A 21,190-nucleotide genomic window follows, 5' to 3' on the forward strand; every position below is an offset into this window, starting at 1 on the left:
TTTCAATAAAACACCAGAAAATATTTCCCCGCCTCTTCAGACATAATATATCTTATATCAAAGATGTTACCCTATCTTAAATAACCTTTAAGCATCCATAAATAACCCTGTCAAAATAACTAAATCACACATGACCTATCATTATTTATATGCGAAATAAAAACCGAATAATAAAAGATAAAAAACAAATTAAAAAACAACAAGTTACACAACAAAAAGCATAATAACAAGCACTGAAATAATACTTACCTCACAGACTTTACCTGTATTTAAGGAAGCATGGTTTGCATATCTTTCTTTTTCTGACTATATCATTTTCATGCGTCGAGGATTAAATCCTCTATTAATTACAGGGTTATATAGATTACGAAATACAAATAAACAAGATTCTCTTGAAAATAATTACACTCGCTCTGATGTTGCCACTCTGATCCCTGGCGGGCATCGTACGCGCTAAAAATATTACGGTGAGGGCTGTTTAAACAACATCCACTCCGCCGGGGCGCGTTTCACCCTCCACAGAGAGATGGCTCGTCTTTCACGCGTTCACGACAACTCTGCTGGAGTAATCATTAAATGAGCCAAATCTCTGTTATATCGAAACTTACTGGTGTGGAAACCACCACAGAGGGGTCTCAGGTTACACTGAACCATTCCTCTATCGTTGAGCTTCACGTAGAGCGAGCCAATGTTTCTCATTTCACCCGCAGCGGCAACGATCTGGTGATCACGCTGCACTCTGGCGAGGTCATTACCCTTAAGAATTTCTACGTATCGGATGCTCAGGGAGCAAGCCAGCTGGTCCTTGAGGAGAGTGACGGCGCGTTGTGGTGGATTGAAGACCCTACCGGGGCCGCCACATACGAATCAATCGCCTCCACGGACGTTTTACTTGCCGCGTCAGGGAGTGATGCAGGCGGTGCCGCCGTCTGGCCATGGGTGCTGGGTGGTCTTGCGGTAGCAGGTGGGATTGCCATCGCGGCGGGCACCGGCGGAGGAGGAGGCGGTGACGATGATGACAACAGCAACCCCGGCAATCCGGGCACGCCGACGGATCCCGATACCACGGCGCCCACAGCGCCAACCAACTTACAGTTCTCCTACGATGGCAAAACCGTCACGGGTACCGCGGAGCCGGGCAGCACCGTCACGCTAAAAGATGCCGACGGTAACGTAGTCGGCACCGGAAAAACGGGCAATGACGGCAAATTTACCATCGTGCTGGATAAGCCCCTGACCAACGGCGAGGTGATCACTGCCACCGCGACGGATTCATCCGGTAATACCAGCCAGGCCGGGCACGTCACCGCGCCCGATACCACCGCACCGGATGCGCCCACCAATCTGCAGGTATCGGATGACGGCACCACCGTCACGGGTCGCGCTGAACCGGGCAGCACCGTCACGTTAAAAGATGCCGACGGTAACGTGGTCGGCACCGGGAAAGCGGGCAGCGATGGCGCGTTCACCATCGAGCTGGGTAAACCGCTGACCAACGGCGAGCAGCTTACCGCCACCGCGACGGACACGGCGGGCAACACCAGCCAGCCTGGTCAGGTCACCGCTCCAGACTCCACCGCGCCGGATGCGCCAAACCTTCTCATCGTAAACGATAACGTCGGCACGGAAACGGGCCCACTGGACAATGGCCAGCGCACTGACGACGCCCGCCCTACCCTCAGCGGCATTGGCGAGGCCGGAACCACCCTCACCATTTACGATAACGGCACCCAGATCGGTACCACCAAAGTGGATGCTAACGGCAACTGGAGCTTTACCCCAGCAGGCAATCTCGCCAACGGAAGCCACACCATCACGACCACGGCAACCGATGCGGCGGGCAACACCAGCGCGCCATCGACCGCCGTGACCTTTATCGTCGATACCGTCGCCCCGACGGCGCCGGTCGTCATCAGCGTTGTTGATGATGTCGCCCCCATTACCGGTACGCTGGGCAATGGCAGCAGTACCAACGATCCGCGGCCACAGCTCACCGGTACCGCAGAAGCAGGCTCAACCGTCACCATTTATGACAACGGTATCGCGATCGGTACCGCCTTGGTAGCCGCTAACGGAAGCTGGACGTTTACGCCATCCGTGAACCTCAGCGAAGGCAGCCATCAGCTCACCGTGCGCGCCACCGACGTTGCAGGCAACACCGGCCCAGCCTCCCCTGCGTTTACCCTTACCGTGGATCTCACCGCCCCATCAACGCCGTCTGCATTCGTGGTTAATGATGATACCGGAAGCCTCAAAGGTGCCATCAGCGCAGGACAATTTACGGATGCCTCACAGCCGCGTCTGACGGGCAGAGGTGAACCTGGCAGCACCATTACCGTTTACGATAACGGCGCGCTCGTAGGGACTGCCACGGTGCAGCCTAACGGCACCTGGAGCCTGACCCCGACATCCCCTCTTGCAGAAGGCGCGCACTCGATTACGGTGCGTGAAACCGATGCGGCAGGCAACCAGAGCGGCCTGTCTCAGCCAATTAATTTCATCGTTGACACCACGCCGCCGGATCAACCCGTCATTTCTCTGAATCCAGCAGGCACACAGATTACCGGCACCGCCGAGCCCAACAGCAGCATTGTGATCACCAACAGCGACGGAGACGTCATTGGCCGTACAACCACGGACGGCAACGGTAACTTTGTTGCCACGCTTACCCCTGCGCAAACCAACGGCCAGCTGATCTCCGTGGTGGCGTCTGACGCCGCAGGTAACCAGAGCACGCCAGCGATCGCTACCGCGGCCGATACCACCCCACCAGCCCTGCCCGGCAACCTCGTGGTGTCCGACGATGGTCAAAGCGTCAGCGGGACAGCAGAACCGGGCAGTACCGTGACCATTAAAGCCCCCGATGGCACAGTCATCGGCGAAACGACAGCCAATGGCGACGGGACCTTTAGCACACCAATCAGCCCGGCCCAGACAAATGGCGAAGTGCTGACGGTTATCGCAACCGATGACAGCGGCAACGTTAGCCTGCCGGCTACGGCCACTGCACCTGATTCGACGCCACCTCTCGCGCCGGATAACGTCGTCGTGTCCGGCGACGGCACAACGGTCACGGGCACCGCTGAACCGGGCAGTACGGTGACTATTCGTGAAGGTAACGTCACGGTGGGTCAAGGCAAAGCCAATGATGACGGTAGCTTCAGCGTCACGCTCACGCCGCCAAAAGCCAACGGCGAAAGTTTGACCGCAGATGCCACCGACGCCGCAGGCAACACGGGGCCAACAACCCCTACCGTTGCGCCGGACATCACGCCTGCGCAAACGCCGGTGATTATTTCCGTGGTGGGTGATGTGCAGGCCACCGCGGGTCCTGTCGCACAGAATGGCCTCACTAACGACCGGACGCCCACCATCAACGGGACGGGTGAACCCGGTACAACCATTACCGTTACCAGCGGCAGCACCGTCATCGGTACCGTGACCGTTCCGGCCTCCGGCGAATGGAGCATTACCCCAACGGCACCGCTGCCTGATGGCGGTCACGTCCTGACGGCAACGGCGGTCGATGGAGCAGGTAACCCGAGCGGATCCTCAAATACCTGGAGCATCACCGTTGATGGCACTGCGCCGGTCGCACCGGTCATTACGCAGGTCGTGGATGATGCCCCTGGACGCACCGGCCCGCTCGATGCCGGTGAAACGACAAACGACGCCACCCCGACGCTCAACGGTACCGCCGAGCCAGGTTCAACGGTCACCATTCGTCTTGATGGCAACGCTATTGGTACTGCGCTGGTCGACAGCAGCGGTGCGTGGACCTTCACGCCCACAACGCCGTTGAGCGAGGGGCCGCATACCCTGACCGCCGTCACAACCGACGCGGCGGGTAACACCAGCCCGGCATCCGGCGGCTTTACGCTGACGGTCGACGTTACGCCACCGGCGGCGGCCACCATTGAGACGGCGCTGGATAACGTGGGTCCGGTGCAGAACCCGCTTCAAGACGGTGACACAACGGACGACACCCAGCCTCAGCTGCAGGGGACGGCACCGGCGGACACCATCATTACACTTTATGACGGTAATACCCTGCTCGGCACGGCGACTGTAACGGGGGGAACATGGACCTTTACGCCAACCACCCCGTTAACCAACGGCCCACACTCCCTGACGGTGCACGCCACGGATGATGCAGGTAACACGACGATCTCGCCTCCGTTCGTGCTCACCATTGATACCCTCGCGCCTGATACACCGGCGATACCGGATATCACCGTAAACCCGGACGGCAGCACGCCGGGCACCGCACTGAACCCGGGTGAAACGACCCGCGATACCACGCCAACCCTGAGCGGTACGGGCAACCCGGGTGACGTGGTGAATATTTATGATGGCACGACCAAAATCGGCGAATCTCTGGTGGACGGTGACGGCAACTGGACCTGGACGCCGAACCCACCGCTGGGTAACGGGACCTACGATCTCTCCCTGACGGTCACCAATCAGGATGGCGCAGGCAACGAAAGCGCCCCGTCCACCCCGGTGACGATCACCATTGATACTGAAGCCCCTCTGGCCCCAACGGTGCCGGTTGTGACCGACAGCGTGAGCCAGATCACCGGCCCCGTAGCCGACGGCGAAACCACCAACGATCCGCGCCCGGTATTGAGCGGAACGGGTACGCCAAACGATGTGATCACCATCTATGACAGCCGCGATGGCGGCACAACGACGACAGCCGTAGGCACGGTGACGGTAGACGGAAACGGCAACTGGAGCTGGCGCCCTGAGAGCAACATTGGGGAAGGCACGCATGAATATACCGCCACGGCCACCGATGAGGCGGGCAACGAATCAGATCCGTCAACCGGCATCACCATTACGGTAGACACGCTCGCGCCCGATACACCGGCGATCTCGGCCATCGGTGGTGCACAAAACGGTGGATCTACGACGGATAACACCCCAACGATCGGCGGAACCGGTCCTGACGGTGAAACGGCGATCATTTACAACAACGGTGTTGAACTGGCGCGCGTTGATATCGTCAATGGCGAATGGTCATACACGCTTCCGACGGCCCAAACGGACGGCCCGCTGAATATTACCGTTGCGGCAGTGGATAACGCAGGTAACGTCAGTGCGCCAGGCCCTGTCTTTACCGTGACGATCGATACGCAGGCTCCCGCGACGCCAGCTATCGACGCGGTTTCTGATAGCCAGCTGACAAACGGTACCCTCTATACGCGCGACGGCACCCCGGCTCTCAGCGGTACCGGCGAGCCGGGCTCAACAATCATCGTTTCAGTGGATGGGACGCCATCAACCATTACCGTAACGGTTCCTCAAAACGGAATCTGGACGTGGACCGCCGACAACACCTTACCTGATGGCCCGCACACCTTCTCGGTCTCATCCCGCGATCCCGCAGGCAATATTTCGGGTAGCTCTCCGAACCTGGCGGTAACCGTCGATACGGGTATCCCGGCAGACCCAGCCAACCTCGCCCTTGCTCAGCAAGGCACCCCGCTTACCGGGACCGCTGAAGCGGGAGCCACCATCACCGTGTATGCCGCAGACGGTACGACTGTCCTCGGCACCGGCGTTGCCACCGGTGGCAATTTCTCCATTGCGCTCAGCCCGGCACAGCTGGATGCCACCACGCTGAAGGTGACCGCCACGGATGCCGCGGGGAATACCAGTCCTGGTGCAAGCTATGTCGTCACCGACTCGCCGCTGGACCTTCCGGACGTACCGGTTATTACGGCTATTACCGATAACGTTGGTCCGGTCACGGGTAATGTGAAAGACAAAACCTCTGATGACACCTCGCCTACGCTGACCGGGACAGCAGAACCTAACGCCGTCATCACGATTTATCAGGATGGCATACTGGCAGTGCCGCCAACCGTGGTTGCGGATGGAAGCGGCAACTGGAGTTACACCCCGCTCTTCCCGTTGACAGCAGGTCCACATACCTTTGAAGTCACCGCGACGGATATTGTTAGCGGCGAAACCAGCGGACGCTCTCCTGCCGCAACCGTCACCATTGACCTGACCGCCCCCGACACACCGGCTATCGGCTCCATCATCGATGACGTTGGTCCGGGCATTGGGCCATTGAGCGACGGCCAGACCACCAACGATAACCGCCCAACGCTGAACGGCGTGGGGAACGTGGGTGATACGATTACCATTTACAATAACGGTACTCCGTTAGGCAGCGTGGTCGTCGGCTCAACCGGCACATGGACCTACACCCCGCCAGCGCTGAATGATGGCGATCATACCCTGACGGTCCGGGCCACCGATCCGGCGGGCAACGCGAGCGGACTCTCTGCGGGCATCACCATCACCGTTGACACCGTCTCCACGACGCCGGTGATCACCAGCGTGACCGACGACGCGGGGAATGCCGCGACCGTAGTACCTAACGGTGCGCCAACCAACGACGCCACGCCAACCCTGACCGGGACGGCGGAAGCGGGCAGTGTCGTCGTTATTTATGATGGCACAACGCAGATCGGTATCGTGGCGGCAGACAGCGTCACCGGCGCATGGATCTTTACGCCTGAAACCGCCCTCGTGGAAGGCTCGCACTCCTTCACCGTCAAAGCCACCGATCCGCAGGGCAACGTGAGCCAGACCTCCAACGCCTGGAGCGTTGACATCGACCTGACGGCGCCAACGGTGCCGACGCTCGATACGGTTAACGACAACGTGGCGGGCGGCGTGACCGGTAATCTGACCGCCGGCCAGGTCACCAACGACAATACGCCGACGCTGAGCGGGACAGGTGCGCTGGGCAGTACAATCCACATTTTGAATAATGGGGTGGAGATTGGTACCACCACGGTAGACAGCAACGGCAACTGGACCTTTACGCCTGGCACTGCGCTTGGCGATGGCAACTATAACATTCGCGTCAACGCCACGGATGCCGTAGGCAACGTCTCGGCTAACTCTCCGGTATTCGCCTTCACCGTGGATACCGCAGGCCCTGACGCGCCGGTTGTAACGACTGTCATTGACGATGTCGGGCCGGTCACCGGGACGCTCCTCACCGACAACAGCACCAACGATGCACGCCCAACCTTCAACGGCACGGGCGAAATCGGTGCGACGGTTCACGTGATTGTGGATGGCACTGAAATCGGCACCGCCGTGGTGAACGCTCAGGGGAACTGGACCTTTACCCCGGGCACGGCGCTCGGTGAAGGGCTGCACGCCATCACCTTCAACGCCACCGATACGGCGGGTAACACCGGCGCCACCTCGCCAGCGTTTAACCTGACGGTGGATACCGTCGCACCGCTGGCACCGGTCTTTACGCCAGCAACGGATAACCAGGGTACCGTTCTCAACCCACTCACCTCGGGGCAAAGTACCGACGACACTACGCCAACGCTGAACGGAACCGCAGCGGCTAACGCCACTATCACCCTTTATGAAAATGGTCAGCAGATCGGTACCGCTCAGGCCAACGGCAGTGGCGTATGGAGCTTCACGCCTGCTAACCCGCTCAGCAGCGGCAGCCATACCTGGACCGCCACGGCAACCGACGCGGCAGGCAACGTCAGCCCGGCTTCACCGGCCTTTACGCTGATTGTCGATATCACTCCACCGAACGCACCGGTTATCTCGCAGGCTATCGATGATGTCGGCACGGTGACGGGCGCGCTTGGCTCAGGGCAAAGCACCGACGACACCGTACCGCGTCTTGTGGGCACCAGCGAGCCGTTTGCTACGGTGAACATCTATGAAGGCACAACGCTTGTCGGCACGGGCACTGCAGACGCCAGCGGCAACTGGAGTATCTTGCTCAACACGACGCTGGCGACTGGCCCGCACAGCTTTACGGCACAAGCTACCGATGCGGCTGGCAATACCAGCGCGTCATCAGCCACCTTCACGCTGACCATCGATACCACGCCGCCAGGGCTGCCTGTGCTGACAAGCATCACGGATGACGTCGGTAACGCCGCCACGCCAATCGCCAACGGTGGCTTAACCAACGATGCGCAGCCGACGCTCACGGGCACGGCAGAAGCGGGCTCGACGGTGAAAATCTTCGATAACGGCGTGCAGATAGGCAGCGTCGTTGCGACCGGCGGAAACTGGAGCTTTACTCCTTCTCCGGCGCTAGGCGACGGCTCGCACAGCCTGACCTTCTCGGCGACCGATCCGGTAGGTAACGCCAGTGCGCAAACCCCTGGATATGTGATTAACGTTGACGCAACCGCGCCAACCGCGCCGGTTATCAGCTCTGTTGTCGATGACGTGGGCACCGTCACCGGTCCGGTGACGGGCAGCAACCCGACCAACGACACGCGCCCTACGCTCAACGGCACCGCGGAAGCCAACGCCACCGTTCGCATCTATGACGGTACGACGCTCGTGGGTACCGTGACGGCCGATGCCAACGGGAACTGGACGCTACCGCAAACCAGCACCACGCTGGCGGAGGGGCAACATAACTTCACCGCCACGGCGACCGATGCGGCAGGCAACACCAGCGCACCATCGTCGGTCACCACCATCACCGTTGACCTGACGCCGCCAGCGGTTCCTTCCGGCCTGGCGGTGATCACCAACGGGACGCACGTTACCGGCACCGCCGAAGCGGGCAGCACGGTTACCATCACCACCAGCACCGGTACGGTCCTCGGTACGGCGGTAGCGGACGGTAGCGGCAACTTTAACGCCACGATCTCCCCCGCGCAGACGGGAGGAGAGTCGCTGGTGGTCTACGCCACCGATAAAGCCGGAAACGCCGGTGTGAGCGCATCGGTTACCGCGCCGTTCACGACGCTGCCGATCGCGCCGGTAATCGCCACCATTACCGATAACGTCGGTACCGTCACCGGTAATCTGACCAACGGCAAAACGACCGATGACACCACCCCAACCCTCAGCGGAACGGCGCAGCCTAACGCCACCGTCACGCTCTACAACAACGGCGTCGCAATGGGCAGCGTTGTCGCCGACGGATCGGGCAACTGGACCTTCACCACTCCGGCGATGAGCGAAGGCTCCCATGCGTTTACTGCCACCGCGAGTAACGGCTCGGGAACCGGTCCGTTCTCTTCCGCCACGACGGTGATTGTCGACCTCACCGCGCCAAACACGCCAACCGGAAGCTTTAACGCCGACGGTAGCGTCCTGACGGGTAACGCCGAAGCGGGCAGCACCGTCACCATCCGTCTGGCAGATGGCAGCACGGTGACCACAACGGCAGGCAGCAACGGTACCTACAGCTATACCTTCCTCAATAAACAGACCGAAGGTCAGACGCTGCAGGTCACCGCGACCGATGCTGCAGGTAACGTTTCGCAGCCAGGATCGGCCCTCGCCCCGGTCGTGCCGCTGTCGGCCAGCAGCAACGTTGAAGAGTTGGACCTCACCACAACCGCAACGGTCACCAACTCGCAGTACAGCGATTACGGCTTCCTGCTGGTGGGCGCGCTGGGCAACGCGCTGACGCTGCTCGGCAATGACACCGCGCAGGTCGGCTTTACGGTGGGCAGCGGCGGCAGCGCGGACATCACCGTCAACGCCAACGCCACGGGTGCGGTGCTGTCGCTGCTCAATACCCTTGAACTGGTGGTGCAGCGGTTCGACAGCGTCAACAACACCTGGACAACGGTGGTGGATACCGGCCAGCCGCAGTTTGCCGATCTGCTCACGCTCGGGGCGACCGGCGTTTCGCTGAACCTGAACGGCCTGGCCAACGGTCAGTATCGCGTCCTGAGTTACAACACCAACCTGCTGGCGACGGGCTCTTACACCAGCATTGATGTGGGCGTGAAAGAGACCAGCGCCGGCACCGTCACCGGCGAAACCAGCCTGGGCGGCAACGTCATCCTCGACGTTGACCCGACCACCGGTAGCGATAACGCCCCGGCGGGCACCACGGTTACCGCCGTCACTAACGCGCTGGGGGTAACCACCAGCGTCACCGCCGACGGCACGGCAATTCAGGGGCAGTACGGTACGCTGACCATCAACCGCGACGGCAGCTACACCTATACCCTGACGAATACCAGCGCCTCGGTGATTGGCCGTACGGAGAACTTCACCTACACCATCTCCCACAACGGAACCAGCGCCTCGGCGAACCTGGTGCTGTCGCTGGGAACAGGCACGGCCACCAGCGGCATCGTGGCCGTGGATGACACCGCATCGCTGACCTTCGACACCACGGTGAGCGCCATCAACAACGGCACCTCGTCGCAGGGCGGCTTTACGGTGGTCGGGATTAATCTCGGTAATACCCTGGGCCTGAATCTGCTGGATGATTTGAGCAATCCGATCATTTACAGCGTGGAGGAAGGCACCACCCGCACCATGACCATTCAGGCCTCCGTGGGGGGCGTCGCGCTGGCATCGGTGTTTGACCTGTACATCTATAAGTTCAACGACGCGACCCAGACCTTCGAGCAGATGCGCGTTCAGCCGGGCTGGCTGCGCGCGCCGCTGCTGGGCGGCACCTCGTCCACGCTGACGCTGAATCTGCCGTCTGGGGAGTACCTCTTCCTCCTGAACACGGCGGCGGGGATCACCGCGCTGACGGCCTACACGCTGAACGTGCTGGAAGACCACGTCTATAGCGTGGCAAGCGTCGGTACCAGCACCACCGGGGATGTGCTGGCGGATGACGTCGCGCCATCCGGCACGCTGGTGACGGAAGTAAACGGCGTGGCGGTAAACAGCAGCGGCCTCACCACCATCGTGGGGGAATACGGCACGCTCTCCATTAACGCGTCCGGTCAGTACACCTACACCCTGAAGAGCGGCGTAGGCGCTGACCACATCAGCACGCCGGATACCTTCGTCTACACCATTACCGCGCCGAACGGTGCCAAAGACACGGCCTCGCTCAACATCACCCCAACCGCGCGGGCGATGGATGCGGTGAACGATGTCAGCACCGCGATGGACGTGACCTCTGTACACCATACGACGGCCTACTCGGATACAACCGTAGGGACGGCGAGCTGGAACGCCGCGCTGTTGGCATCAACCCAGGGTAGCGGAAACGGTACCTTCGTGGTGGATCCGAATACGGCCCTGCACAACGTGGTCTTGACCTTTAACGTCGCATCGCTCCTTTCTCTGGGCGGGTTGACGGTGGACTGGACGATTACCAATGGCGCGACCACCGTAAGAAGTGGTTCATTCAACGGCGGGCTGCTGCTGGGCGGCACAGCCACCATCAACCTGACGGGACTGGATCTGGATGCCGGTACCTATACGCTCAGCTACACCGGCAAAATGGGTCCACTGGCTGCGGGGAATATCACCATTACCCCAAGCGTCAGCGGCACCTCCTACTCCCTGACCCAGTTCGACTCCACCAGCGGTCACACCGTCAACGGCAATATCTTCGACGGCACCGACTCCGCCGGGGCAATGGATCAGCTGCACTCCGTTGATACGCGTCTGAGCATTACCGGCTACAACGGCGTGACCACCACCCTGGATCCGTATACCGGTAGCGCCACAGTCAACGTTGTCGGGCACTACGGCACGCTGGCTATTGGTGCGGACGGTCACTACACCTACACCCTGAATACTGGGGTGTCGCTCTCATCCATCACCTCGAAGGAGGTCTTTAACTACACCCTGACCGATGCCGCCGGGAAAACGGACAGCGCCACGCTGACCATCAACATGGCGCCGCAGTTCATCAGCTCTGAACATAACGACGTCATTAGCGGTACGGCCTACGGCGACACGCTGATTTACCAGGTGCTGAACAGCACCGCTGGCAACGCCACCGCAGGCAACGTCAGCAGTACAGCTGGCGATCACTGGACCAACTTCTCGCTGGCGCAGGGAGACAAAATTGACATCGGCGATCTGCTGGTGGGCTGGAACGGTAGCGCTTCTACGTTGGGTAATTATCTGCATGTTACTCAAAGCGGTAGCAACACTGTGATCTCCATCGACCGTGATGGTTCAGGCACCACCTACACTAATACCACGCTCGTTACGCTTGATGGCGTTCAGACCACCTACGACGAGCTTGTTAACCAGCAGCACATCATTACCTGATAGCAAACCAAATGACCCGGGCGCGCAGCAGCGCCCGGGCAAAATAAAGCAGTACTCTTTTATTAGGGATAAGACATGGGAAAGAAGATGCCTTACTGGTGGCTCTCGTGCTGCCTGATATCTGTGCCCGCCGTCGCAGCCAGTCCGGCGGCGACGATCAATACTGAGCAACTCAGCGAAACGCAGGAACTCCCCTCTCTGAACGGCCGCGTGGCCCCTGTCGCCAGCAAAGCCGCGCCCGGCACGCTGCAACTGGATGACGCGGTTAACCGTGCGGTGACCTGGCACCCGGCCATCAGCGAAGCGGTAGGCAAACTCTACCAGCAGAGCGAAAATGTCGACGTCGCCAAATCGAAATACTATCCGCAAATTAATGCTGGCGCGGAGAACGGTTATACCCACGACGGCGACGATAACGGCTTCACGCCGTCGCTGGTGCTCTCCCTCTCGCAAATGCTCTACGACTTCGGCAAAGTGGCGAGCCAGGTGCGGGCCGAAAGCGCGGGCGTCGCCCAGCAGCAGGCTAACGTGCTGGTCAGCATCGACACCATCGCCCACGATACCGCCATCGCCATGGTGCAGGTGCAGACCTGGCAACAGATGGTAGACACCGCCAGAGAACAACTTGATGCCCTCTCCTCCATTGGAAAACTGACGAAACAACGCAATGACGAAGGGGCCACGTCCCTCTCTGACGTGGTGCAGACCGATGCCCGTATCGAAGGCGCGCGCGCGCAGCTGATGCAGTATCAGGCCAGCCTCGACAGCGCCCGCGCCACGCTGATGAGCTTTCTCGGCTGGGACAGTCTGAACACGGTCAGCAACGATTTCCCACAAAGTCTGGCTCGCAGCTGCGACATCGCCGAGCCGGACGATCGCCTGGTGCCCGCCGTATTAGCCGCCTGGGCGCAGGCCAACGTCGCGCAGGCCAACCTTGACTATGCCAACGCGCAGATGACGCCGACCATTTCACTTGAACCGGAAGTGCGCCATTACCTCAACGACCGCTATGCGGGCAACGAAACGCGGGATCGCACCCAGTATTCCGCCTGGGTAAAAGTGCAGATGCCGCTCTATCAGGGCGGTGGTCTGACGGCACGGCGTAACGCCGCCGGACACGCGGTGGAGTCGGCCCAATCCACCATCCAGCGCACGCGCCTCGACGTGCGGCAAAAACTGCTTGAGGCCCGCAGCCAGGTGATGAGCCTGATGACCACGCTGCAAATTCAGGGGCGTCAGGAAGCGCTCAGCGCCCGCACCCGCGAGCTGTATCAACAGCAGTATCTCGACCTCGGCTCGCGTCCGCTGCTCGACGTGTTAAACGCCGAACAGGAGGTTTACCAGGCGCGTTTCACCCAGCAGCAAACCGCCGGACAGCTGCATCAGCTTCAGCTCAACTGCCTGTACAACACCGGGCGCTTACGCCACGCGTTCGAACTTGATAACCGCACCATCCAGACTGTGGAGATCCAGCCATGAAGCAACGCGATATCCCACAGGGTGAAAACATGACGGATGATGCGCTGGAACAGTGGGCGCAGGCGTTTGGCTACGTGGCAACGCGTTATCGCGTAGCCTGTTCACCCGGCGCGCTGATGGCGGGTGCGCCGTGGCTGAAAGGTAAACCGATGGTGCCTGCCCTCACCCAGCTTGCGCGCGAGGCCGGACTGTCATTTCAGCTGCTGACGGCAGATCGGCAGTCCATCAATAGCTGGCGCTTGCCCGTCGTGGTGGAGCTGAGTGAGGGGAAAATCGGCGTCATTGAACATTTTGACGGCGAGGACACCCTGGAGGTCAGCTTTTTCGACGGCACAACGCATACCAACCGCCTGTCGATGACGGCGATGCTGCCGGGTATCCGCCACGTCATCGCCCTGCGTCCCCTGGCCGCCCTGAAAGACAGCCGGGTGGATGCCTACATTTCCAAATATCGCCCGGACTGGCTCTACAGGCTGGTGATGCGCGACCTGCGCCCCTACAGCTGGGTCATGCTCGCCGCGCTGTTTATCAACCTGCTGTCGCTTTCGGGGATCGTTTTTTCCATGCAGGTGTATGACCGGGTGATCCCCGCCCAGTCTTACCCGACGCTCTACGTCCTGACCATCGGGGTGCTGATCGCCACGCTGTTTGGTTTTGTGCTGCGCGTGGCGCGCGGGCACATTATGGATCTGCTGGGCAAGCGCTCGGATCTGCGCGTGTCGGATCGTGTCTTTGGCCATGCGCTACGCCTGCGCAACAGCGCCATCCCCCGCTCCACCGGCAGCTTCATTTCCCAGTTGCGCGAACTGGAGCAGATCCGAGAAATGGTCACCTCTTCTACTATCTCAACGATTGTTGACCTGCCCTTCTTCCTCCTGTTTGTGGTGGTGCTGGCGATCATCGCGCCGCAGCTGGCGTGGATCGCCCCGGTCGCTGCGGTGATCATGGTGCTGCCCGGCCTGCTGCTGCAAAAGCGGCTGGCGGAGCTGGCGAAGCAGTCGGCGCATGAATCCACCCTGCGCAACGCGGTGCTGGTGGAGAGCGTGCAGGGGCTGGAGGACATCAAATTGATGCAGGCGGAAAACCGCTTTTTGCAGCAGTGGAACAGCTACATCCAGATCACCGCCGAGTCCGGCCTGCGCACACGCGAGCTGACCCAGAACCTGATCAACTGGGGGATGACCATTCAAAGCCTGGTATACGCAGGCGTCATCGTGGTCGGCGCGCCGATGGTGATCGACGGGACGCTCACCACCGGTTCAGTGGTGGCCGCCTCGATGCTGGCCTCACGCATGATCGCTCCGATGGCGACCCTCTGCGGCGTGCTGGCCCGCTGGCAACAGGTGAAGGCCGCCAAAGAGGGGCTGGACAGCATCATGCAGCTGCCGACCGAGAACCAGCGCGAAGAGACGCCGATCCGCCAGGACGTGCTGCGCGGCCATTACCTGTTTGAGCAGGCGCAGTTCCGCTATCACCCGGAAGATCCCCGCATGGCGCTGCGCATTAACCGTCTGGAGATCAAACCGGGCGAGAAAGTGGCGATCCTCGGGCGCAACGGCGCGGGTAAATCAACCCTGCTGCAGGCGATGGCGGGCGGGATGGATCTGGCGGGCGGCGAGCTGCGGCTCGACAACTTCAGCCTGCCCCATCTCGACGTGGCGGACGTGCGGCGCAACGTCGGCTTTATGACCCAGAACGCGCGGCTGTTTTACGGCACCCTGCGCGAAAACATCACGCTGGGTATGCCGCGCGCCACCGATGAAGAGATTTTTGAGGCGCTGGAGATGTGCGGCGCGGCGAGCTTTGTGCAGAAGCTGCCGAAGGGGCTGGACTACCCGATTATGGAAAATGGCGTGGGGCTGTCCGGCGGACAGCGGCAGTCCATTCTGCTGGCGCGCATGCTTCTGCGCGATCCGAATATCGTGCTGATGGACGAACCCACGGCGTCGCTTGACGAGCACACCGAGCGGGAATTTATCCAGCGCCTCAACGCCTGGCTTGGCAACCGTACCCTGATTGTCGCCACCCACCGCGTCCCGGTGCTGGAGCTGGTGGAGCGCGTGGTGGTGTTGAAAGAAGGGATGCTGGTGATGGATGCGCCAAAAGCGCAGGCGCTGAGCAACAGCCGTATGCAGCAACAGCAGCAGGCAACCGGACGGGAGTGGAAAAATGAAAATCAGTCAGCGTGACGTTGCCGCAATGGACGATCTGGATAACGCCCTCGACTCCGAAAGCGGTTATACCGGAGCCCGACGCATTGTTTTCTTCTCCCTGCTGATGTTTGTGGTGCTCGGCGTCTGGGCGTGGTTTGGGATGCTGGACGAAGTGTCCACCGGAACCGGCAAAGTGATCCCCAGCTCGCGCGAGCAGGTTTTACAGTCGCTGGACGGCGGGATCCTGACGGAGCTGAACGTGCACGAAGGGGATCAGGTTCAGGCGGGACAGGTGCTGGCGCGACTCGATCCAACGCGATCGGAATCAAACGTCGGCGAAAGTGCGGCGCGTTACCGGGCATCGCTCGCCTCCAGCGTCCGGTTGTATGCCGAAGTGAACGATCTGCCGCTGAAGTTCCCGCCTTCGCTGGCGAAATGGACGGATCTGATCGGGGCCGAAACGCGTCTCTATAACTCACGTCGCGCACAGCTTGAAGATACCCAGCGGGAACTGCGCTCGGCGTTAGATCTCGCCAATAAAGAGCTGGCGATCACCCAGCGGCTGGTGAAAACCGGCGCCGCCAGCCACGTGGAAGTGCTGCGTCTGCAGCGGCAGAAAAGCGATCTGGAACTCAAGCTGACCGACGTGCGCTCGCAGTATTACGTGCAGGCGCGCGAGGCGTTATCCAAGGCCAACGCCGAAGTGGATATGGTCTCGGCCATCCTCAAAGGGCGTGAAGATTCCGTGACGCGCCTGACGGTTAAATCCCCGGTGCGCGGTATTGTGAAAAACATAAAAGTTACCACCATCGGCGGCGTGATCCCGCCCAACGGCGAGCTGATGGAGATTGTGCCCGTGGACGATCACCTGCTGATCGAAACCCGCCTGTCGCCGCGCGATATCGCCTTTATCCACCCGAACCAGGAGGCGCTGGTCAAAATCACCGCCTATGACTACGCCATTTACGGCGGGCTGCATGGCGTGGTGGAGACCATTTCCCCGGATACCATCCAGGACGAAGCCAAACCGGAAGTGTTCTATTACCGGGTGTTTATCCGCACCAGCCAGGATTACCTGGTCAATAAGGCGGGCAGGCATTTCTCGATTGTGCCGGGGATGATTGCGACGGTGGACATTAAGACCGGGGAGAAAACGGTGCTGGACTATATGATCAAACCGTTTAACCGGGCGAAGGAGGCGCTGAGGGAGCGGTAGTCAAACGCCGGGTGGCGGCTTCGCCTGACCCGGCCAACATTCCCGTAGGCCCGTGCAAGCGCAGCGCCGCCGGGCATCAAACCGCACGCCAGAACTGGAAGTCATCTCGGAGAATTAAGCTTTAGCCATACATTCCCCTTCTCTTCGGACATCGCCCTGATAATATTAACGGCAGACATAAATGCACTTGCGCACAGTGCGGGAGTGCACTATCATTCACTCAGCTTCATGGACTGGAGCTCACCAGCAATATGATTAATCATTTTCGGGATCAATGGCTTGAGGATTTTTTTCTTTACGGTAGATCGAGCAATGTTATTCCTGTAAATCTGGAAACAGCGCTTGCGAGAAAGCTCGACATCATCAACTCGGCAACCTCGCACAGGGATTTGCGATCGCCGCCGGGCAACATGTATGAAGCATTGAATCCACCGCTAAAGGGCTATTCCTCGATTCGGGTGAACAGACAATACCGGCTCGTCTTTCGCTGGACAGAGGGTAGGGCAGACGATCTCTACCTCTCGCCACACAAGTACACGCACCACAAATGAGGCATCATTTATGACACTCCAACAGGCACTGCGCAAACCCACCACGCCGGGGGACGTGTTGCAGTATGAATATCTTGAACCGCTCAATCTGAAAATCAGCGATCTGGCGGAGATGCTTAATGTACACCGCAATACCATCAGCGCGCTGGTAAATAACAACCGTAAACTTACTGCCGATATGGCGATCAAGCTGGCGAAAGCCTTTGATACCACTATTGAATTTTGGCTGAACTTACAGCTCAACGTCGATATCTGGGAAGCGCAATCTAGCTCCAGAACGCAGGAGGAGTTGAGCCGTATAAAAACGGTTGCGGATATCATGGCAAAGCGTAAATCCGGTCGACCGGATGTTGCCTGATTCGGCCACGCGCATTACCTTCACCCAAAAGGGGCTTCTTTCATCGCCCACTGCCCCGGCGTTTTACCGGTCCATGCTCTGAAAACCTCAATAAATGCGCTGACGCTGCTGTAGCCGCAGGACAGCGCAATCCACCCTACCGGCTTCCCCGCAGCCAGCCACTCCATTGCCTGCATAACCCGCGCCAGTTGCCGCCAGTTAACGAAGTTCATTCCGGTCTGGGCACTAAACCGACGGTTGAACGTACGTACGCTCATACCCGCCCGGCGAGCATGACTCTCAACCGTCTGGTTATCATCGACAAATTGCAGCAAATGCCTGACCACGTCCTTCAGACGCGGATCCGTCGGCACGGGCAGAGAAAAGTGCACCTGGGGCGCCAGGGCAAGCTCATCCAGCAGCAGGGTAAGCTTTCGCGGATCGTACCCGTTTTCTGCAACGCTTAAGCGGGAAAACAGTGCATGGGTAAGATCGTCGGGCTCAAATAGCGCGGGCACATCAGGAAGCCTTGCGCAGCAGGCGGGGTCAAGATAGATGGCGCAGCCTTCTATCGCGCTTTCAGAAAAGGCAGCGTGCTGATGGCCTGGCGGGATCCAGCCAATGTGTTTTGCCGGTACGACCGAGCGCCCTCGCTGCGACTCAATCACCAGCAGACCCGCTGCAATGCGCCACAGCTGGCCGGCGCGATGACTGTGCCACGGGGTATGGTAGCCGCCGGGATGAGCCAGCCTCTCGATGGTGAACATGCTTTTGACCGAAAATCGTTATTCTTCGGCTTATTACAGAAACTACGCCTTTCGCTGTCAAGCGATAATAGTGGCTCAACGTTAAGAGGAGCCACCATGACTATCATCACGTCCCTGATCAACCATCCCGACAACACCGCGCAGCGCGAGCAGATGGCCCGTCTGTTATCCCGCCTGTTCAAAGGCGAATTAGATCCGGCGGAGATGTTTACGCCTGATTACCAGCAGATCACGGATGGCCACGCGCTGGATTATCAGGGATTTGTGCAGCATCTGAACCACGTCCGTTCGCAGATCCGCGAGATCGCATTCAGGGTAGACGAGCTGGCTTGCCACGAAAACCTTATGGCAGACCGGCACTGGGTTACGGTGACGTATCCCGATGGTCGTCGGGCAGATATCGAGGTGTATATGTTTGCCGCGTTGCGGGAGGGGAAAATTTGTCGGATCCATGAAGTTACGCAGGCGATCGGCGGTCATGCATCTGACCGCGCGCTCGCCCACGCCACACAATAAGCCCCGGTTACAGGGAGATTTTCAGACGTCGTACCGCCTCTTTAAGCTGCTCATCCGTTGGCGTCACAAACGACATGCGCAGCGTTGTCTGGTCCGGCTCGTTGCAGTAGAAAAACTCACCCGGTACAAACACCACGCCGTTGCTCAACGTTTTTTCCAGCCAGCGCGTGGTATTCATGCCGTTGTTCATTTTCGCCCACAGGAACATGCCGCCTTTAGGCTTGTGGAACGACATCACATCGCCCAGTTCGGCCTCCAGCTCAGTTGCGAACGTCTGATATTTCTGGCGATAGGCTTCGCGGATCATTTGAATCTGCCCTGCCAGACGGCCGGTTTTCAGATACTCATACGTCATCAGCTGCGACAGCGTGCTGGTATGCAGATCGGTGGTTTGCTTCAGATTAACCACTGCACGTTTCAGCCACTCGGGGACCAGCACCCAGCCCACGCGGGTTCCCGGCGCGAGGATTTTAGAGAAGGTGGAGGTGTAGACCACGTTCTCTTCATTGCCGATATCTTTGGCGTGAGCAATCAGCGGGCGGAACACGTCGTCGGTGTAATTGATTTCGCTGTACGGGTCGTCTTCGATAATCACGAAATCATAACGCTTTGATAATTCCACCAGCTGTTTACGGCGCGCTTCGGAAAGCGTCACGCCGCCGGGGTTACCAAAGGTCGGCACGATATAAACCGCTTTGATGGTTTTCTTTGCCACCAATGCCTCAAGTTCATCGACCTTCATGCCGTCGCCGTCGGTGCCAACGGATTCAAAGTTGGCCTGCGCCAGGCCAAAAACCTGTAACGCGGCGAGATAGGTTGGACGCTCAACGACGACGGTATCGCCTGGGTTAATTAACGCACGCGCCAGCACGTCGAGAGACTGTTGTGAACCGGACGTCACCACCACATCATCAGCTTTACAGGCGATACCGCGCCCCTCGCAGATGCGTTTAATTTCCTCACGCAGCCCCGGTACGCCTTCCGTCAGGCCGTACTGGAACGCCTCGCCAAAATGCTGTGATAAGACGGCATCGGCGGCAATTTTAAGCCCTTCGTGATCGAACAGATCGGGATTAGGAATACCACCGCCCAGCGAAATCACCCCTGCCATTTTGCTATGTTTTAATAATTCACGGATGGCAGATGATTGCAGGCCCTGCGCGCTGCTGGCGAGTTTGTTTGCAGACATTCTTTGATTACCTTCTTTTTTTATATTGTGCCCAATCTTAGCAGAATATGGGCGATAAATTCCGTAAGCTTAGGCAGTTGACGTAAATCCTGACGCCACAATAAATGCACCGGCCTTGGCGCGGGCGTGTACTGTTCCAGCACCCGCACCAGCCTGCCGCTTGCCAGCTCTTCCGCCACCAGCACCTCCGGTTGCAGCAGTAATCCTGCGCCAGCCCGCGCCGCCATGCGTAATCCGTAGCCATCGTTGCATCTTAAAATCGCATCGCGCTTCCAGCGCACTTCTCCTTCCATACCCGGTAGTCGCCACTCGTTACGCGCGGTCCACACCGTGTGTGAAAGACAGAGATGATTCACCAGATCGGCAGGCGTCTGCGGCGTGCCGTAGCGCGCTAAATAGGCCGGCGCGGCGCAGATAACCATGTTGTAGGGGCAGAGATACTTCGCCACCAGATCGTCGTTTTGAATGTCGCCAATACGAATGGCCAGATCGACCCCCTCTTCCACCAGGTCGACCATCCGGTTGGTGAGATCCAGTTCGATGCGCACCTCCGGGTAGCGCTGCAAAAAGGTTGCCGTCAGCGGGGCAATCACGCAGCCACCAAACGACGTGGGTGCCGTGACGCGCAACGTTCCGGCAGGTGCAGCACGCAGCCGCTCGACTGCATTTTCAGCAATGGAGACCTGCTCCAGCACCCGCTTCGCCTCGTCGAAGTAAACGCGTCCGGCGTCGGTCAAACTTTGACGGCGCGTGTTACGCTCCAGCAGGCGGGTACCAAGCTGTGATTCCAGCAGCGCAACGTACTTGCCCACCATCACCGCCGACATCTCCAGCCGTGATGCTGCTCCGGTAAAGCTGCCGCTTTCCACCACCGCAATAAACGTCTCCATACCGCGAAGCTTATCCATATTCCGAACCTCTGGTTAGTAATCTTCTAACATTAGCCCAGTTTATCTGACTTTTG

General features: G+C 59.4%; 10 protein-coding genes. 7 read left to right on the forward strand and 3 right to left on the reverse strand.

All coding sequences use genetic code 11. The features are described from left to right. The first annotated feature begins 576 nt into the window (after positions 1–576). From N2K86_RS16675 to N2K86_RS16700, 6 genes are all read left to right on the forward strand, one after another. Positions 577–12,018 (forward strand): BapA/Bap/LapF family large adhesin, encoded by an 11,442-nt coding sequence (locus N2K86_RS16675; RefSeq protein ID WP_260659330.1) that lies wholly within the window; start codon positions 577–579, stop codon positions 12,016–12,018. A gap of 75 nt (positions 12,019–12,093) precedes the next feature. Beyond that, entirely contained in the window at positions 12,094–13,497 is a 1,404-nt protein-coding gene (locus N2K86_RS16680) for a TolC family outer membrane protein (RefSeq protein ID WP_260659331.1), read from the forward strand. Further along, on the forward strand, positions 13,494–15,686 hold the full coding sequence (locus N2K86_RS16685) for a type I secretion system permease/ATPase (protein WP_260659332.1): 2,193 nt from the start codon (positions 13,494–13,496) through the stop codon (positions 15,684–15,686). Before N2K86_RS16680 ends, N2K86_RS16685 begins: the two co-directional genes overlap by 4 nt. Before the next feature lie 10 nt (positions 15,687–15,696). Beyond that, entirely contained in the window at positions 15,697–16,866 is a 1,170-nt protein-coding gene (locus tag N2K86_RS16690) for an HlyD family efflux transporter periplasmic adaptor subunit (protein ID WP_260661710.1), read from the forward strand. A gap of 251 nt (positions 16,867–17,117) precedes the next feature. Beyond that, the gene (locus N2K86_RS16695) at positions 17,118–17,417 is read left to right on the forward strand and encodes a type II toxin-antitoxin system RelE/ParE family toxin (RefSeq protein ID WP_260659333.1); all 300 of its coding nucleotides are present in this window, start codon (positions 17,118–17,120) and stop codon (positions 17,415–17,417) included. Positions 17,418–17,427: 10 nt separating this feature from the next. Continuing rightward, a complete protein-coding gene (locus N2K86_RS16700) occupies positions 17,428–17,775 on the forward strand; it encodes a HigA family addiction module antitoxin (RefSeq protein WP_260659334.1) in 348 nt (115 codons plus the stop codon). 20 nt (positions 17,776–17,795) lie between these two features. On the opposite strand, the gene N2K86_RS16705 is transcribed toward N2K86_RS16700, so the two are convergent. Next, positions 17,796–18,521, reverse strand: a complete 726-nt coding sequence (locus N2K86_RS16705; protein ID WP_260659335.1) for a helix-turn-helix domain-containing protein — start codon at positions 18,519–18,521, stop codon at positions 17,796–17,798. Positions 18,522–18,617: 96 nt separating this feature from the next. On the opposite strand from N2K86_RS16705, the gene N2K86_RS16710 reads away from it, so the two are divergent. Beyond that, entirely contained in the window at positions 18,618–19,037 is a 420-nt protein-coding gene (locus N2K86_RS16710; RefSeq protein ID WP_260659336.1) for a nuclear transport factor 2 family protein, read from the forward strand. Positions 19,038–19,044: 7 nt separating this feature from the next. On the opposite strand, the gene N2K86_RS16715 is transcribed toward N2K86_RS16710, so the two are convergent. Together N2K86_RS16715 and N2K86_RS16720 are read right to left on the reverse strand one after the other, a co-directional pair. Further along, positions 19,045–20,226 carry an aminotransferase-like domain-containing protein gene (locus N2K86_RS16715; protein WP_260659337.1) on the reverse strand — a complete coding sequence of 394 codons (1,182 nt, stop codon included), beginning with the start codon at positions 20,224–20,226 and terminating at the stop codon, positions 19,045–19,047. A gap of 20 nt (positions 20,227–20,246) precedes the next feature. Further along, complete coding sequence (locus N2K86_RS16720) at positions 20,247–21,134, reverse strand: LysR family transcriptional regulator (RefSeq protein ID WP_260659338.1); 888 nt, start codon at positions 21,132–21,134, stop codon at positions 20,247–20,249. Between the last annotated feature and the right edge of the window lie 56 nt (positions 21,135–21,190).

This window comes from Enterobacter mori (genome assembly GCF_025244905.1).
Classification (GTDB): domain Bacteria; phylum Pseudomonadota; class Gammaproteobacteria; order Enterobacterales; family Enterobacteriaceae; genus Enterobacter; species Enterobacter mori_A.

What these genes read in the sequence shown, in the direction of transcription:
- N2K86_RS16715 (WP_260659337.1), bottom strand. Translation starts at nt 20,226, where the DNA reads ATGTCTGCAAACAAACTCGCCAGCAGCGCGCAGGGCCTGCAATCATCT.
- N2K86_RS16690 (WP_260661710.1), top strand. Translation starts at nt 15,697, where the DNA reads ATGGACGATCTGGATAACGCCCTCGACTCCGAAAGCGGTTATACCGGA.
- N2K86_RS16710 (WP_260659336.1), top strand. Translation starts at nt 18,618, where the DNA reads ATGACTATCATCACGTCCCTGATCAACCATCCCGACAACACCGCGCAG.
- N2K86_RS16685 (WP_260659332.1), top strand. Translation starts at nt 13,494, where the DNA reads ATGAAGCAACGCGATATCCCACAGGGTGAAAACATGACGGATGATGCG.
- N2K86_RS16720 (WP_260659338.1), bottom strand. Translation starts at nt 21,134, where the DNA reads ATGGATAAGCTTCGCGGTATGGAGACGTTTATTGCGGTGGTGGAAAGC.
- N2K86_RS16680 (WP_260659331.1), top strand. Translation starts at nt 12,094, where the DNA reads ATGGGAAAGAAGATGCCTTACTGGTGGCTCTCGTGCTGCCTGATATCT.
- N2K86_RS16695 (WP_260659333.1), top strand. Translation starts at nt 17,118, where the DNA reads ATGATTAATCATTTTCGGGATCAATGGCTTGAGGATTTTTTTCTTTAC.
- N2K86_RS16700 (WP_260659334.1), top strand. Translation starts at nt 17,428, where the DNA reads ATGACACTCCAACAGGCACTGCGCAAACCCACCACGCCGGGGGACGTG.
- N2K86_RS16675 (WP_260659330.1), top strand. Translation starts at nt 577, where the DNA reads ATGAGCCAAATCTCTGTTATATCGAAACTTACTGGTGTGGAAACCACC.
- N2K86_RS16705 (WP_260659335.1), bottom strand. Translation starts at nt 18,521, where the DNA reads ATGTTCACCATCGAGAGGCTGGCTCATCCCGGCGGCTACCATACCCCG.